Here is a 12,893-nt window from a genome sequence, read left to right as displayed (position 1 = left end):
TCACGGCAGACCGGGGGCGGGGAAAGGGAAGGCGGCGCGGTGCCCGGCCCCTGCGTGTGCGGCGGGTCACTGGTCCGCGCAGTCCTGGCGCGTGAACGGTTCGCGCAGATCGATCTGGCCCAGGGTTTCGACCGGCTGTCCGTCCAGCACGAAGGTCACGTCCTCGCCGCGCGTCTCGAGCAGGGTGCGGGTCAGCGTGCACAGCAGCATGCGCGTGCCGCTGGTGCCGTAGCGCAGCGTGGCGTACTCGGCGGGCAGGTCCACGTAGTAGTGCAGGCCGCGCAGGTAGACCTTGGGGGTGGCCTTGTCCCTGGGGACCACCGCCAGAAGGCCCGAACCAGCCGGCCCCGCCGCCCAGATGTTCAGGGCCGCCTGGGCCACCGCGCGCGGGTTGCTCTGGGCCACCTGCACCGTGCGGGTTTCGGCCTTGAGCGCCTGCACCTGTGGATCGGTGAAGTACACCTTGACCTTCATGGGGGTGCGCTCAGCCACCTGCAGCGTGGGCGCCTTGGGGGGGGTGGGTGGCTTCTGCACCGCCTGGGACGCCAACGCGGCCACGACCAGCAGCGCGGCGCTGAGCACGTTGAACAGCGAGAACAGCCGCCTCACTGGGCCGCTCCGTTGCCGGTCACGGCGCTGATGTTGGCGTTGTTGTTGGCGCGGGCCGTCAGGTAGGTGGCGACCGAGCGGGCCACCGCCACCGCCATGGTCTGCAGGCGCCGGTCCACTGCGAGGTTGGCCAGGTCGCTGGAGTTGCTGGTCCAGCCCAGTTCCAGCAGCAGCGCTGCCTGGGGAGCCTCGCCCAGCGTCAGCACGCGCGAGGTGCTTTCCTGTTTGGCCGTCACGCCTCCTCCCTTGAGTTCGCCGCGCAGCAGCTCGCTCAGGCGGCGGGTGCCGCCGGTATCGCCCACGACCAGCGGGCCGTAGGGCAGCTTGTTGCCGGTACGCACGGCATTGACGAGCTGCGAGGCGGCGCGTCCGGTCTGTTCGTAGACCGTCACGCCCCCGCGCGGGGAACCGGGAAAGCGGCCCAGGTCCAGCGCCAGATACACGTCGCTCTGGCGGGCCAGCCGCAGGGTCTCGTTCTGGCTCAGCGACTGGGCGGTGCCGCGGGTGACCTGCACCTGCCAGCCGGCGCCGGTGAGCAGTTCGGCGGCGCGGCGGGCAACCTCCAGGGTCGGGTCGCGGCCCAGGCCCGGCACCTGCGCCGGATCGAGGACGATCAGGGGACGGGTCACGCGTTCCAGCACCGCAGGACTGCTGCGCGGAATGCCGGGTCCCAGGTCCAGCACCACGCGCACGCCGCTGCCCCGGACCACCTTGTAGACGCGGTAGCCGCTCGCGGCGGTGATGGGTACGCTCAGAATCAGGTTCTCTCCGTCGCGGATGATCTCGGCGCCGGGCACGAAGGCGCCGCGGGTGGTGTACTTGCGCGCCTCACCCTTGACTCCGCGCAGGCTGATGATCACCCGGCTGCCGCGCGCCTCGTCACTGATGCGCACGTCCCGGCTGAGGTCCAGCACCAGCCGGTCGCTGGACTGCCCCGCGCGGCTGCTCACGCCGAGCAATTCGGCGGGTTTGAGGGTCAGCTTGCCCGCCTGGTACTCGGCGCCCAGGCCGCGCGCCAGGATATCGACCGGCAGGAACAGCTTGCCGTTGACGAGCGTGGCGGCCCGGCCCGGCAGGCGCTGCGTGTCGAGCTGCACCGTATTGAAGGTGGTCGTGGCGCGCTGCTGGTCCTCGTCGATGGGCAGCAGCAGGGTGTGGCCCAGGCCGGTGACCCGCACGACCTCGCCGTCGCGGGTGACCGTGACCAGTTCGCCCAGCGCCGACTCGCTGGCATATTCCGCGCCGTACAGCCCGATGCTGTCCACCTGCCGGCCAGCGAGATTGAGCTTGCCGTAGGTGATCTGCGCGCCCGCGATTCCGGCGATCACCAGCGCGCCCGCGAGCAGCGGCCAGGTCAGGCGCAGCGCGGGCCGGGGCAGCTGCAGGCGCCTCACAGTTCCCGCAGCTCCCGCCGGACCGTCTTCTCGGCCTCTGCGCGGCGTTTGTCGTGCAGTTTCTTGCCGCGCGCCAGGGCCAGCTCCACCTTGAAATGGCGTCCCTTGGCGTACAGCCGGGTGGGGACCAGCGTCAGGCCCTTCTGTTCCAGTCCGCGGCGCAGCTTGGTGATCTCCTCGCGGTGCAGCAGCAGACGGCGGGTGCGCCGGGGCTCGTGGTTGTTGTAGGTGGCCTCGGTATAGGGAGGAATGTACAGGCCCTCAAGCTCGATGTTGCCGCCTGCAAGCCGGGCGAAGGCGTCACGGAAATCGACGCCCCCGGCCCGGATGCTCTTCACTTCGCTGCCCGTCAGGCTGATGCCCGCCTCGAAGCGCTCCAGCAACTCGTACTCGTAATGAGCGCGGCGGTTGGTATACACGCCCCGCAGTCTAGCAAAAGAGGTCCTGGCAAAACCGTGCCTCCACCGCGCGCCCGCTTGCGTTCACGCGCTTTTGCGCCATGCGCTAGACTAGAGGGCGTGTTTTTCCGTTGTGGTGATCCGAGCGGCTGCGCCGGGCTCAGGCCGGTGGGGCCGTGAAACTCAGCCGTCTGCCGCCGGGCTTCGGGCTGGATACGGCCGCGCAGGGGCTGGCGCTGCGTGAGGACGCCGTGCGGGACGTGCGCCGCGAGTGGACCGAGGCGGGCTGGCGGGCCGAGGGCACGGTGCTGGAGGGGGAGAGCGCCTTCCAGTCCTCGGTGGACCTGCTGCCGCCGCCCGATCCGCAGTTGCTCGGCTCGTCGTGCACCTGCGGGCGCTACCGTTGTCGCCACGTCGCGGCGCTGGTGCTCGCCACCGATCCGCCGGAGGGGCCGCGTCCGGTGGTGACGCCCGACGCGGCCCCTGCCGAGCGCGCCGCCGCCGAGGAGACGCTCGACGCGCGCACGCAGCAGTGGCTGGCCAGCTTCGGGACCTCCCCGCAGGGGCCCACCCGTGGCCGGCAGTTCGAGCTGAGGTACGTGCTGCGCCTGTTGCCGCCGCTCAACGGCGCGGTGTCGGCGCGGCGCGTGGCGGTGCGGCTGGTGCGGGTGCCGGTGCGCGGCGACGTGCCCGACCTGCGCTCTACCGAGAACTACAGCGTGCCGCGCAGCCTCTCGACCGCGCCCGCCTTCGTGCGCCGCGACACCGACCTGCTGCGGCTGCTGGAACTCGCCACCACCCCGGCCCGTGAACCGGGCCGCTACGAGGAACTGCTGCATGCGCTGGGAGACCACCCGGCGGCGGACCTGCTGATCGAGTCGCTGCTGGAGTCCGGACGGCTGTGCTGGGAGCGCCCCGAAGGGGTACTGACGCGTGGTCCGGACCTGTACGGCACGCTGGCCTGGACCTCCGACGCCCGGGGGTTGCAGTCTCCCACCCTGGACCTGACCGGCGTGCCGGAGGCCGTGCTGCTGCCCGCGCCCAAACCGTGGGCGGCGCAGCCGCAGGCGGGCCTGCTGTCGCGCGTGGTGGCCGACGTGCCGCCCGATCAGGCCGCGCGCTTTCTCGCCGGTCCCACGCTGCAACCCGCGCAGGCCACCGCCCTGGCCCACGCCATCACCGCCCAGGGGCTGGGGCTCCCCATTCCGCAGACCGTCGAGGTCCGCGAGGAGACGCTGCCCTACACGCCGCAGCTGCACCTGATGGGCCGCGTCGCCACGGTGTATGTCCGCGCCGGCGAGACCCTGCGTCCCGAGACCCTGACCTTTCCGGTGGCCGAGCTCAGGCACGCCTACGGCGGCATTCCGGTGCCCGATCTGGTCGGCGGTACCGAGCAGGCCGGGCCGACCGTCTACCGTGAGGGCGTGCTGACGCGCATATCGCGCGACGCGGCGCTGGAACGTGGGGCCGCGCGGGCCGTGGGGCTGGCGGGCTTTGGGCGCATGGAGGACACCTTTGCCGACGAGTACGCCCTGACTCCCGAGTTGGGTGACCTGCTCACCCTGGGCGATGAGGAGTCCTGGATGGAGTTCATGCGCGGTGGGCGCGCCGAGCTGGAAGACCGGGGCGTCACCCTGCAGCTGCACCCCGACTTTCCGCTGAACTTCGCGGAGATCAGCGAGTGGTACGGCGAGGCCGACGACTCCTTCGGCGGCTGGTTCACGCTCGACCTCGGCATCGTGGTGGACGGCGAGCGGGTCAGCCTGATCCCGCTGCTCGCCGACCTGATCGCCCGCCAGCCCGAACTGTTCACCGCCGAGGCCCTGGCCGCCCTGGAGGACGACGAGACGCTGTTCGCCGCGCTGGGTGACGGCCGCCGGGTGGCCCTGCCTGCCGGACGGGTGCGCGCCATTCTGGGCGTGCTCGTCGAGCTGAACCTGCGCGACCTGCCCGCCGGGCCGCTGCGCCTTCCCCTGCTGGACGCGGCGCGGCTGGCCGAGCTGGAAGGATCGCTGCGGGCGCGCTGGGTGGGAGCCGAGCGGCTGCTGGAACTGGGCCGCAAGCTGCGTGACTTTGGCGGCATTCAGCCGGTGGGCACGCCGGAGGGCCTGAACGCCGAATTGCGCCCGTACCAGCTGCAGGGTCTGGCGTGGCTGCAGTTTCTGCGCGAGTACGAGCTGGGCGGCATCCTGGCCGACGATATGGGGCTGGGCAAGACCGTGCAGACCCTGGCCCACCTGCTGATCGAGAAAGATGCGGGACGTGCCGACCGCCCCAGTCTGGTCATCGCGCCGACCTCGGTGATCGGCAACTGGCAGGCCGAGGCCGAGAAGTTCGCGCCGGGACTGCGGGTGCTCACGCTGCACGGCAAGGACCGCCACCACCTGTTTTCCTCGATTCCCGACCACGACCTGATCCTCAGCACCTACCCGCTGCTGCCGCGCGACCTTGAAGAACTGCGTACCTGCGGGTACCACCTGCTGATTCTGGACGAGGCACAGAACATCAAGAACAGCAAGACGGCGGCGGCCAAGGCGGCGGGCAGCCTGGACGCCCGGCACCGCCTGTGCCTGACCGGCACGCCGCTGGAAAACCACCTGGGCGAGCTGTGGTCGCAGTTCAACTTTCTGTCGCCGGGCCTGCTGCACGACGAGAAAACCTTCCGCGAGCTGTACCGCACCCCCATCGAGAAACGTGGGGACGCCTCGCGCCGCGCCGCGCTGGCGGCCCGCGTGCGCCCGTTTATCCTGCGCCGCGAGAAACGCGACGTGGCCCGGGAGCTGCCGCCCAAGACCGAGATCCCGGTGCGGGTGACCCTGGACGGCGACCAGCGCGACCTGTACGAGACCGTGCGCGTCACCATGGAAAGCCGCGTGCGCGAGGAGTTGCAGGCGCGCGGGCTGGCACGCAGCACCATCGCCATCCTCGACGCGCTGCTCAAGCTGCGCCAGGCCGTCACCGATCCCCGCCTCGTCAAGCTGGAGGCGGCGCGCAGCGTGCAGGGCAACGCCAAGTTCGACTGGCTGCAGGGCAACCTGCCGCAGATGATCGAGGAAGGCCGCCGGGTGCTGATCTTCAGCGGCTTCGCCACGCTGCTGGGGCACCTGGAAACGTGGCTGGCGGAGCAGAAGATTCCCTACTCCATGATTACCGGCCAGACCCAGAACCGCCAGACGCAGATCGACGCCTTTCAGCGCGGCGACACGCATGTGTTCCTGATCACCCTCAAGGCCGGGGGGGTGGGCCTGAACCTCACCGCCGCCGACACCGTGATTCACTACGATCCGTGGTGGAACCCCGCCGCCGAGGACCAGGCCACCGACCGCGCCTACCGCATCGGGCAGGACAAGCCGGTGTTCGTGTACAAGCTGATCGCGGCGGGCAGCGTGGAAGAGCGCATCCTGGACCTGCAGGCGCGCAAGGCCAGCCTGGCCCGCGGCATCCTGGACGGCGGCCTGAGCGAGGCGACGCAGCTCACCTCCCGCGACCTCGACCGTCTGTTCGCCCCGCTTGAAGACGGCGAGGAAGAACCCGAGCCCGTCGGCCAGGGCTGAGGAAGGCCGAGGAGGATTGTGGGAGGGGGACAGGAGCGTCCCTGGTTGTCCCCTCCAGCCGCGAAGATCTGAGGCACCGGCGGCCAGAACCGTCTGGCATGCTGTCGGGTATGGATACCCTGGCGGTCGCTGCCCTCATTCTCCTGGCCCTTTTCGTGGGCCTCTTTGCGCTGATCCGGCCCTGGGCACGCGGCAGCGATCCTCTGGACGTGAACGTGAACGGCGACTGGGGCAGCGGAGATTACGGCAGTGAGTGCGGCGGAGACGGCGACTGAGCCGCCTGGGCAGCGTGCCCACCCCCGTTCCCTTTGGCCGTGCCGCGCGCTATGCTGTTTTCATGACCGTTCGCCGCGCGTGGTGGTGGCCCAGTTTCGCCTGGGTCTAGCGCGCTGATCTCTTCTTGCGGTATCCGTTGCGCCCAGGTGGGTTCCCCGCCTCCGGGCGCTTTTTCTGTGTGCCTTTGCCGTTTGCCCCGTTGTACAGGAGTGCCATGACCCAGACCGCTGCCTCACAGACCCCATCCGTCACTGCCCTGGCCGTTCAGGAACTGAACGCCGACCTAGACACGCCCGTGACCGCCTACCTGAAGGTGGCGCAGGGCGAGGACATCTCGTTCCTGCTCGAAAGCGTGGAGGCGGGCGAGCGTCTGGGCCGTTACTCGTTCATCGGGGTGGGGCAGGGGGGACGCTTCGTGTGCCGCGCCGGACACGTCGTGAGCAGCGGCATGTTCGGGGACCATGACGGTCCCGAGGCCGACCCGCTGGCCCGGCTGTACGCGGCCACCACCCGGCCGCTGCCGCTGCCTGCCGGCCTGCCCGCCTTTGTGGGCGGCGCGGTGGGTTACGTGGCCTATGACCTGATCCGCGCCTACGAGCGCCTGCCCGACGCCAACCCCGATGAGCTGAGCGTCCCCGACGCGCTGTTCGTCGCGCCGCGTGGCGTGGTGGTGTTCGACCACCTGCAACACCGCCTGCTGGCCGTGGCGACCGCCGCCACGCAGGCCGGGGCAGACGCGGAGGTCGCCGCGCTGGTGGACAAGCTGCGCGGTCCCCTTCCCGACGTGCCCGGCCGCGATCCGGCCCCGGCTCCCCAGTTCGGCAGCAACTTCACGCCGGAGGGCTTTCACGCTGCGGTGGAGCAGTGCCTGGAATACATCCGCGCCGGGGACATCTTTCAGGTCGTGCCCTCGCAGCGCTTCAGCGCCGAGCTGACCGTTCACCCGTTCGCGTTGTACCGCGCCCTGCGGCGGGTCAATCCCAGCCCCTACCTGGGCTATCTCAGCCTGGGCGAGGTCACGCTGGTGGCCTCCAGCCCCGAGAGTCTGCTCAAGAGCGACGGCCATACCGTCACCACCCGCCCCATCGCCGGGACCCGGCGGCGCGGGGCCACCCCCGAGGCCGACGAGGCTCTGGCCCAGGAACTGCTCGCCGACGAGAAAGAGCGGGCCGAGCACCTGATGCTTGTGGATCTGGGCCGCAACGACCTCGGCCGGGTCAGCCGCTACGGCACGGTGCGGGTGGAGAATGCCTTTTCCATCGAGCGCTACAGCCACGTGATGCACATCGTCTCCAGCGTCAGCGGAGAGCTGCGTGAGGACCGCACCCCACTGCATGCGCTTGCCAGTGTGCTGCCGATGGGCACGGTCTCGGGAGCGCCCAAGATCCGCGCCATGGAGATCATTGATGAACTGGAACCCGTGCGGCGTGGTCCCTATGGCGGCGCGTTCGGCTACATCGCCTTCGACGGCAGTCTGGATATGGCGCTGACCCTGCGGACCATGGTGATTGCCGGGAACCGGGTCCACATCCAGGCCGGCGCCGGAGTCGTGGCCGACAGCGATCCCCACGCCGAGGAGGAGGAGACGCGCGGCAAGGCGGCGGCGCTGATGCGGGCGGCGGAACTGGCGGCACGGGGACTGTAGGGTGACGGCATTGAGTCGGTGGATGCGGGGGTGGTGCCAACAGCAAGGGCGTCAGGCTGTCCCCCCACTTCACGCCCCCGCACGGCCCCCGGTCCAGAACATTCATTTCAGCAGGCAAGGAACCCGAACATGACCCAGACTCCGCAGGCCCCCATGCACCTTCTCCTGATTGACAACTACGACTCCTTTACCTACAACCTCGTGCAGTATTTCGGCGAACTGGGTTGCCGGCTGACGGTGTGGCGCAACGATGAGTTCACGCTGGAGCAGGTGCGGGCGCTGGACCCCGACGCCATCGTGGTCTCGCCCGGTCCCTGCACCCCGCTGGACGCCGGCCTGAGCGTGGACGTGATTCGTGAGTTCGGGCCAAACGTGCCCACGCTGGGCGTATGCCTGGGGCATCAGAGCATCGGGCAGGCATTCGGGGCGCGGGTGGAGCGCGCGCTGCGGCCCGTTCACGGCAAGACCAGTCCGCTGAGGCACGACGGCACCGGCCTGTTCGGTGGCCTGGAAGACGGTCTGCGCGTTACGAGGTACCACTCGCTGCTGGTCCGGGGGCTGCCACCCGAACTGGAAGCCACTGCATGGACGACCGACCCCGGCGAGGAGGTGGTGATGGCGCTGCGTCACCGCGAGTACCCGGTGTACGGCGTGCAGTTTCACCCCGAGAGCATTGCCACGGCCTCGGGAATCGAGATGCTGGGCAACTTCCTGGCGCTGGCGAGGGGGCACCACGGCGCCCAGGAAACCGCATGACGGCCCCCATGCACGCCCGGCTGATGAACGGTGAGGTGCTGTCGCAGGACGACGCGGCGGCCTTCATGCGCGAGGTCATGGCGGGCGAGATGAGCGGCGTGCGTCTGGCGGCGGCGCTGGCGGCCCTGCGGGTGCGCGGCGAGTCGCCCGGTGAAATCGCGGGCTTTGCCCAGGCCATGCGCGAAAACGCGGTGCGCGTCAACGTGGCGCCGCGCGAGGTGCTGCTGGACGTGGTGGGCACCGGGGGAGACGGCGCCCACACCTTCAACATCAGCACCACGACCGCCTTCGTGGTGGCCGGAGCGGGCGTGCCGGTCGCCAAGCACGGCAACCGCGCCGCGAGCAGCCGGGCAGGCAGCGCCGATGTACTGGAGGCCCTGGGCGTCAATCTGGACGCCCCGCCCGAGGTGATCGAGGACGCCGTGAACACGCTGGGTGTGGGCTTCATGTTCGCCCGCAACTACCACCCGGCACTGAGGCACGCCGCCGCCGTGCGCTCGGACCTCGCCGCCCGCACGGTCTTCAACATCCTGGGACCGCTGAGCAACCCCGCCGGGGCCACGCATCTGGTCGTGGGCGTCTTCAAGCCCGAGCTGACGCGCACGCTGGCCGAGGTCCTGCGGCTGCTGGGTGCCAAGGGAGCCACCGTGGTCTACGGCGACGGTCTGGACGAGTTCACGGTCTGCGGCGTGAATACCGTGTCCGGTCTGCGGGACGGCGAGGTGCGGGACCGCACCTTGCATCCCGAGGAAGCGGGGCTGGCCCTGCACCCCCGCGAGGCGCTGGTGGGAGGGACCCCCGCCGAGAACGCCGAGATCACCCGCGCCCTGCTCACCGGGGGGGGCACCCCGGCGCAGCGGGACATCGTGGCGCTCAACTCGGGGGCTGCCCTGCGAACGGCGGGCCGTGCCGGGAGCATCCGCGAGGGTGTGCAGCAGGCCCGCGAGATCATGCAGACCGGGCTGGGCTGGGACGTGCTGCAGCGCTATGCGGCCTTTACGCGGCGTGGCTGATCCGCCGACTGCCGGGGGACGTCTGAGCAGATATTCAGATATATTGAAGCATGTCTGATTCCGTGGTTCCTTCGGCAGGCCCCTCCGCCGCCGTCCTGACCTACTTTGTGGACGGCATGGACTGCGCCAACTGCGTCCAGAAGGTCGAGCGCATGGTGGACCGCCTGCCCGGTGCGCAGGAGGTGCGGGCGAGTTTCAACCGGCAGACCCTGGAAGTGTCTCTGGACGAGGCGCAGACTCCGCGCACGGAACTGGAAAAGGGGCTGCGGTCGCTGGGATATGTGCCCACGCTGCAGGTGCCCGCCGTCCTCACTGCCGACCATGCGGGCCATGACCACGCCGGGCATGTTCACGAGGTTCTGCCCGCCGGAACGCCGTGGTATGCCGGCAAGCAGGGCCGACTGGTGATTCTCTCGGGCGTGCTGCTGGTCCTGGCCTGGGGGCTGGGATTTGCCGCGCCGCAGTACGCCGTCTATGGCTACGTCGCGGCCACGCTGCTGGGAGTCTGGCCCCTGTTGAAGCAGGCTGTGGCCAGCGCGCGGCTGGGCGATCCGTTTTCTATCAACATGCTGGTCTCGTTGGCGGCCGTCGGCGCGGTGCTGATCGGTCAGGCGGCAGAGGGCGCGGTGGTGGTGTTCTTCTTCGCCATCGGGGAGTTGCTCGAAGGCGTGGCGGCGGGTCGGGCGCGGGCGGGGATTCAGGCACTCGCGGCGCTGACTCCCAAGACCGCGCTGCTCGTGGAGGCGGGCGGCACGCGCGAGGTTCCTGCCCGGGCGCTGCAGATGGGGCAGACCGTGGAGGTGCGTCCCGGGGGGCGGGTGCCGGCAGACGGCATCATCGTCGCGGGCAGTTCCGGCCTGGATGACAGCCCGGTGACGGGCGAGAGCATCCCCGTGGACAAGTCGGTGGGGGACAGCGTGTTTGCGGGCAGCATCAACACCCATGGCCTGCTCCGCATTCAGGTGAACCGCGAAGCCAGCGACAACACCATCGCCCGCATCATTCATCTGGTCGAGGAAGCCGAGGGCAGCAAGGCCGCCACCGCCCGCTTCATTGACCGCTTCAGCCGCCTTTATACGCCGGGCGTGGTGCTGGTCTCGGGGCTGGTGGCCGTGGTTCCGCCGCTGCTGTTCGGGGCCGAGTGGTATCCATGGCTGTACCGCGGCATCACGTTGTTGTTGATCGGCTGTCCGTGTGCCCTGGTGCTCTCGGTGCCTGCCGCGATCACCAGTGCGATCAGTGCCGGTACGCGCCGGGGGCTGCTGATCAAGGGCGGCGCGGCGCTGGAGACCATCGGCACGGTCAAGACGGTGGCCTTCGACAAGACCGGCACGCTGACGGGGGGCCAGCCACACGTGACCGATGTGCTGGGGGTGGGCCTGGAACGTCAGGAGGTGCTGCGCCTGGCCGCCGCTGTGGAAGGCGGCAGCTCGCACCCGCTGGCCCGGGCGGTGGTGAATGCGGCCAGCGACCTGGGTCTTCTCCTGCCCACTGTCACGGATGCGGGGGCGGCGGCGGGCCGGGGCGTGACCGGTATGGTGGAGGGCCGGCGGCTGTTCATCAGCTCGCCGCAGCATGCCGCCGGCACCGTGGCCCTGCCCGGCGACCTGCAACACCAGGTCACGGACCTTGAGGAAGAGGGCAAGACAGCGGTGGTGCTGCACACGCAGGACGCAGTGCTGGGGGTGCTGGCCATCCGCGACGAACCGCGAGAGGACGCCCGCAGCGCCATCGCCCGCCTGAATGCCATGGGCATTCACACGGTCATGCTGACCGGCGACAATGCCCGCACGGGCCGGGCCATCGCCTCGGGCCTGGGGCTGGAAGTGCAGGCCGGGCTGCTGCCCGAGGACAAACTGCGCGTGATTGCCGAACTGAAACGGCGCGGCGGCGTGGCGATGGTGGGCGACGGCATCAACGATGCGCCCGCCCTGGCCCAGGCCGATGTGGGCATCGCGATGGGCGGGGGAACCGACGTGGCCCTGGAAACCGCCGACGCGGCCCTGCTGCGTGACCGGGCGGCGGACGTGGCCGATCTGGTGCAGCTCTCGCGCGATACCATGACCAACATCCGCTGGAACATTGCCTTCGCGCTGGGGCTCAAGGCCATTTTCCTGGTCACCACCCTGCTGGGCTACACCAACCTGTGGATGGCGGTTCTGGCCGATACCGGAGCGACGGCCCTGGTGACTGCCAACGCGCTGCGGCTGCTGGGCTGGCGCGGGCAGGATTCGGGCGTGGCCCCCCCCGCCCGGACCTCTCTGGCGTCCCGTCGGGGGCGACCCGCATGACGGTCCTGCACCGGCAGTTGCCCGGGCGTCCGGGAAAGACCCCGGCGCAGGACGACGCGTGTGAGGTGAAGTGTGTGCATCCCGGGGCGGTGGAGGTTGCCCGCGCGCTTCAGCCTCAAGACAGTTGCGTGGAGCGGGCCACCACCCTGCTGAAACTGGTGGGGGACCCCACCCGCCTGCGGCTCCTGAGCGCTCTGAAGGCGCGCGAGCTGTGCGTGTGCGATCTGGCAGCGGTGGTGGGCCTCAGCGAGAGCGCGGTGAGCCACCAGCTGCGCCTGCTGCGGGCGGGCCGGGTCGTGACCTTTCGCAAGCAGGGGCGGGTGGCGTATTACCGCCTGCTCGACCACCACGTGACCGTCCTGATCGAGAGCACCCTTGAGCATGCTGCGGAATAGGTTGCGCCCCGGCGCTGTGATGGCCGGCGTGCTTGTGCTCGCGCTGCTGGGGGTGGGCATAGGGGTGTGGTTTGCCCGCGAGGCCCGCTGGCAGGGGGCGCTGTACTGCATCGAGCGCCCTGGCATGCTGTGGAAGGACGTGGCCGCCGTCCCTGACATCGCCCAGCCCGAATGCCCCTCCAGCCGCAGCTACCGCCAGGAGGTCCGGGCGGGCGAGAGCCGGGTCGAGCAGTACCGCCTGCCGGGTTGGCAGCCGCGCGCCCTGGTGCCGCTGCTGGGGCAGGGGGGCTACCGGCAGATCACGGACGAGGACATCGGGCCGGGCAACTACGCCGCTTTTCTGGGCCGTGCGGGCGTCCCCGAACTGCAGTACCTCGCAGCCCAGGAGGGCGACACGACCCTGATCACCCTCAGCGGACGGCCCTGAGGGCGCTGCTGCGCGGCAGAAACAGGGAAGGGGCCTTTTGCCGGAACACTCCTTCTAGAGCCCGTTTTGGAAATGAAAAGACTGTCTCAGACAGTCTTTTCATATTGTGACCAGCCGGCGGAGCAGGAGACGGGT

Annotated in this window: 11 protein-coding genes; 8 read left to right on the top strand and 3 right to left on the bottom strand. The window is 70.0% G+C overall.

Features of this window, described 5'->3' with window-relative positions:
- Positions 1-66: 66 nt before the first annotated feature.
- Genes IEY21_RS02560 through smpB form a run of 3 tightly spaced genes read right to left on the bottom strand, consistent with a single transcriptional unit; the run spans position 67 to position 2,431 of the window.
- Positions 67-609 (bottom strand): GerMN domain-containing protein, encoded by a 543-nt coding sequence (locus IEY21_RS02560; protein ID WP_188901058.1) that lies wholly within the window; start codon positions 607-609, stop codon positions 67-69.
- Positions 606-2,003 carry an N-acetylmuramoyl-L-alanine amidase gene (locus IEY21_RS02555; RefSeq protein ID WP_373290468.1) on the bottom strand — a complete coding sequence of 466 codons (1,398 nt, stop codon included), beginning with the start codon at positions 2,001-2,003 and terminating at the stop codon, positions 606-608. The genes IEY21_RS02560 and IEY21_RS02555 overlap by 4 nt, the downstream gene beginning before the upstream one ends.
- Positions 2,000-2,431 carry an SsrA-binding protein SmpB gene (gene smpB / locus IEY21_RS02550; RefSeq protein ID WP_188901376.1) on the bottom strand — a complete coding sequence of 144 codons (432 nt, stop codon included), beginning with the start codon at positions 2,429-2,431 and terminating at the stop codon, positions 2,000-2,002. The genes IEY21_RS02555 and smpB overlap by 4 nt, the downstream gene beginning before the upstream one ends.
- A gap of 146 nt (positions 2,432-2,577) precedes the next feature.
- Between smpB and IEY21_RS02545 the strand changes: the two genes are divergently transcribed.
- The 8 genes from IEY21_RS02545 (at position 2,578) to IEY21_RS02510 (ending at position 12,758) form a co-directional block, all read left to right on the top strand.
- A complete protein-coding gene (locus IEY21_RS02545; RefSeq protein WP_188901056.1) occupies positions 2,578-5,955 on the top strand; it encodes a DEAD/DEAH box helicase in 3,378 nt (1,125 codons plus the stop codon).
- A 110-nt stretch (positions 5,956-6,065) separates the two neighbouring features.
- Positions 6,066-6,230, top strand: a complete 165-nt coding sequence (locus IEY21_RS02540; RefSeq protein ID WP_188901054.1) for a hypothetical protein — start codon at positions 6,066-6,068, stop codon at positions 6,228-6,230.
- A gap of 215 nt (positions 6,231-6,445) precedes the next feature.
- Positions 6,446-7,876, top strand: coding sequence for an anthranilate synthase component I (gene trpE / locus IEY21_RS02535; RefSeq protein WP_188901052.1), 1,431 nt, complete (start codon positions 6,446-6,448; stop codon positions 7,874-7,876).
- 129 nt (positions 7,877-8,005) lie between these two features.
- A complete protein-coding gene (locus tag IEY21_RS02530; RefSeq protein ID WP_188901050.1) occupies positions 8,006-8,632 on the top strand; it encodes an anthranilate synthase component II in 627 nt (208 codons plus the stop codon).
- Complete coding sequence (gene trpD, locus IEY21_RS02525) at positions 8,629-9,645, top strand: anthranilate phosphoribosyltransferase (RefSeq protein ID WP_229752812.1); 1,017 nt, start codon at positions 8,629-8,631, stop codon at positions 9,643-9,645. Before IEY21_RS02530 ends, trpD begins: the two co-directional genes overlap by 4 nt.
- Before the next feature lie 50 nt (positions 9,646-9,695).
- Complete coding sequence (locus IEY21_RS02520; protein ID WP_188901047.1) at positions 9,696-11,936, top strand: heavy metal translocating P-type ATPase; 2,241 nt, start codon at positions 9,696-9,698, stop codon at positions 11,934-11,936.
- Positions 11,933-12,331, top strand: coding sequence for an ArsR/SmtB family transcription factor (locus IEY21_RS02515; RefSeq protein WP_188901045.1), 399 nt, complete (start codon positions 11,933-11,935; stop codon positions 12,329-12,331). Before IEY21_RS02520 ends, IEY21_RS02515 begins: the two co-directional genes overlap by 4 nt.
- The gene (locus IEY21_RS02510; protein ID WP_229752811.1) at positions 12,318-12,758 is read left to right on the top strand and encodes a hypothetical protein; all 441 of its coding nucleotides are present in this window, start codon (positions 12,318-12,320) and stop codon (positions 12,756-12,758) included. The genes IEY21_RS02515 and IEY21_RS02510 overlap by 14 nt, the downstream gene beginning before the upstream one ends.
- Positions 12,759-12,893: the final 135 nt, after the last annotated feature.

Origin of the sequence: Deinococcus aerophilus, assembly GCF_014647075.1 — a bacterium.
Classification (GTDB): domain Bacteria; phylum Deinococcota; class Deinococci; order Deinococcales; family Deinococcaceae; genus Deinococcus; species Deinococcus aerophilus.
This window is presented reverse-complemented; position numbering and strand designations above follow the sequence as displayed.

What these genes read in the sequence shown, in the direction of transcription:
- IEY21_RS02540 (WP_188901054.1), top strand. Translation starts at nt 6,066, where the DNA reads ATGGATACCCTGGCGGTCGCTGCCCTCATTCTCCTGGCCCTTTTCGTG.
- trpE (WP_188901052.1), top strand. Translation starts at nt 6,446, where the DNA reads ATGACCCAGACCGCTGCCTCACAGACCCCATCCGTCACTGCCCTGGCC.
- IEY21_RS02530 (WP_188901050.1), top strand. Translation starts at nt 8,006, where the DNA reads ATGACCCAGACTCCGCAGGCCCCCATGCACCTTCTCCTGATTGACAAC.
- trpD (WP_229752812.1), top strand. Translation starts at nt 8,629, where the DNA reads ATGACGGCCCCCATGCACGCCCGGCTGATGAACGGTGAGGTGCTGTCG.
- IEY21_RS02520 (WP_188901047.1), top strand. Translation starts at nt 9,696, where the DNA reads ATGTCTGATTCCGTGGTTCCTTCGGCAGGCCCCTCCGCCGCCGTCCTG.
- IEY21_RS02515 (WP_188901045.1), top strand. Translation starts at nt 11,933, where the DNA reads ATGACGGTCCTGCACCGGCAGTTGCCCGGGCGTCCGGGAAAGACCCCG.
- IEY21_RS02510 (WP_229752811.1), top strand. Translation starts at nt 12,318, where the DNA reads ATGCTGCGGAATAGGTTGCGCCCCGGCGCTGTGATGGCCGGCGTGCTT.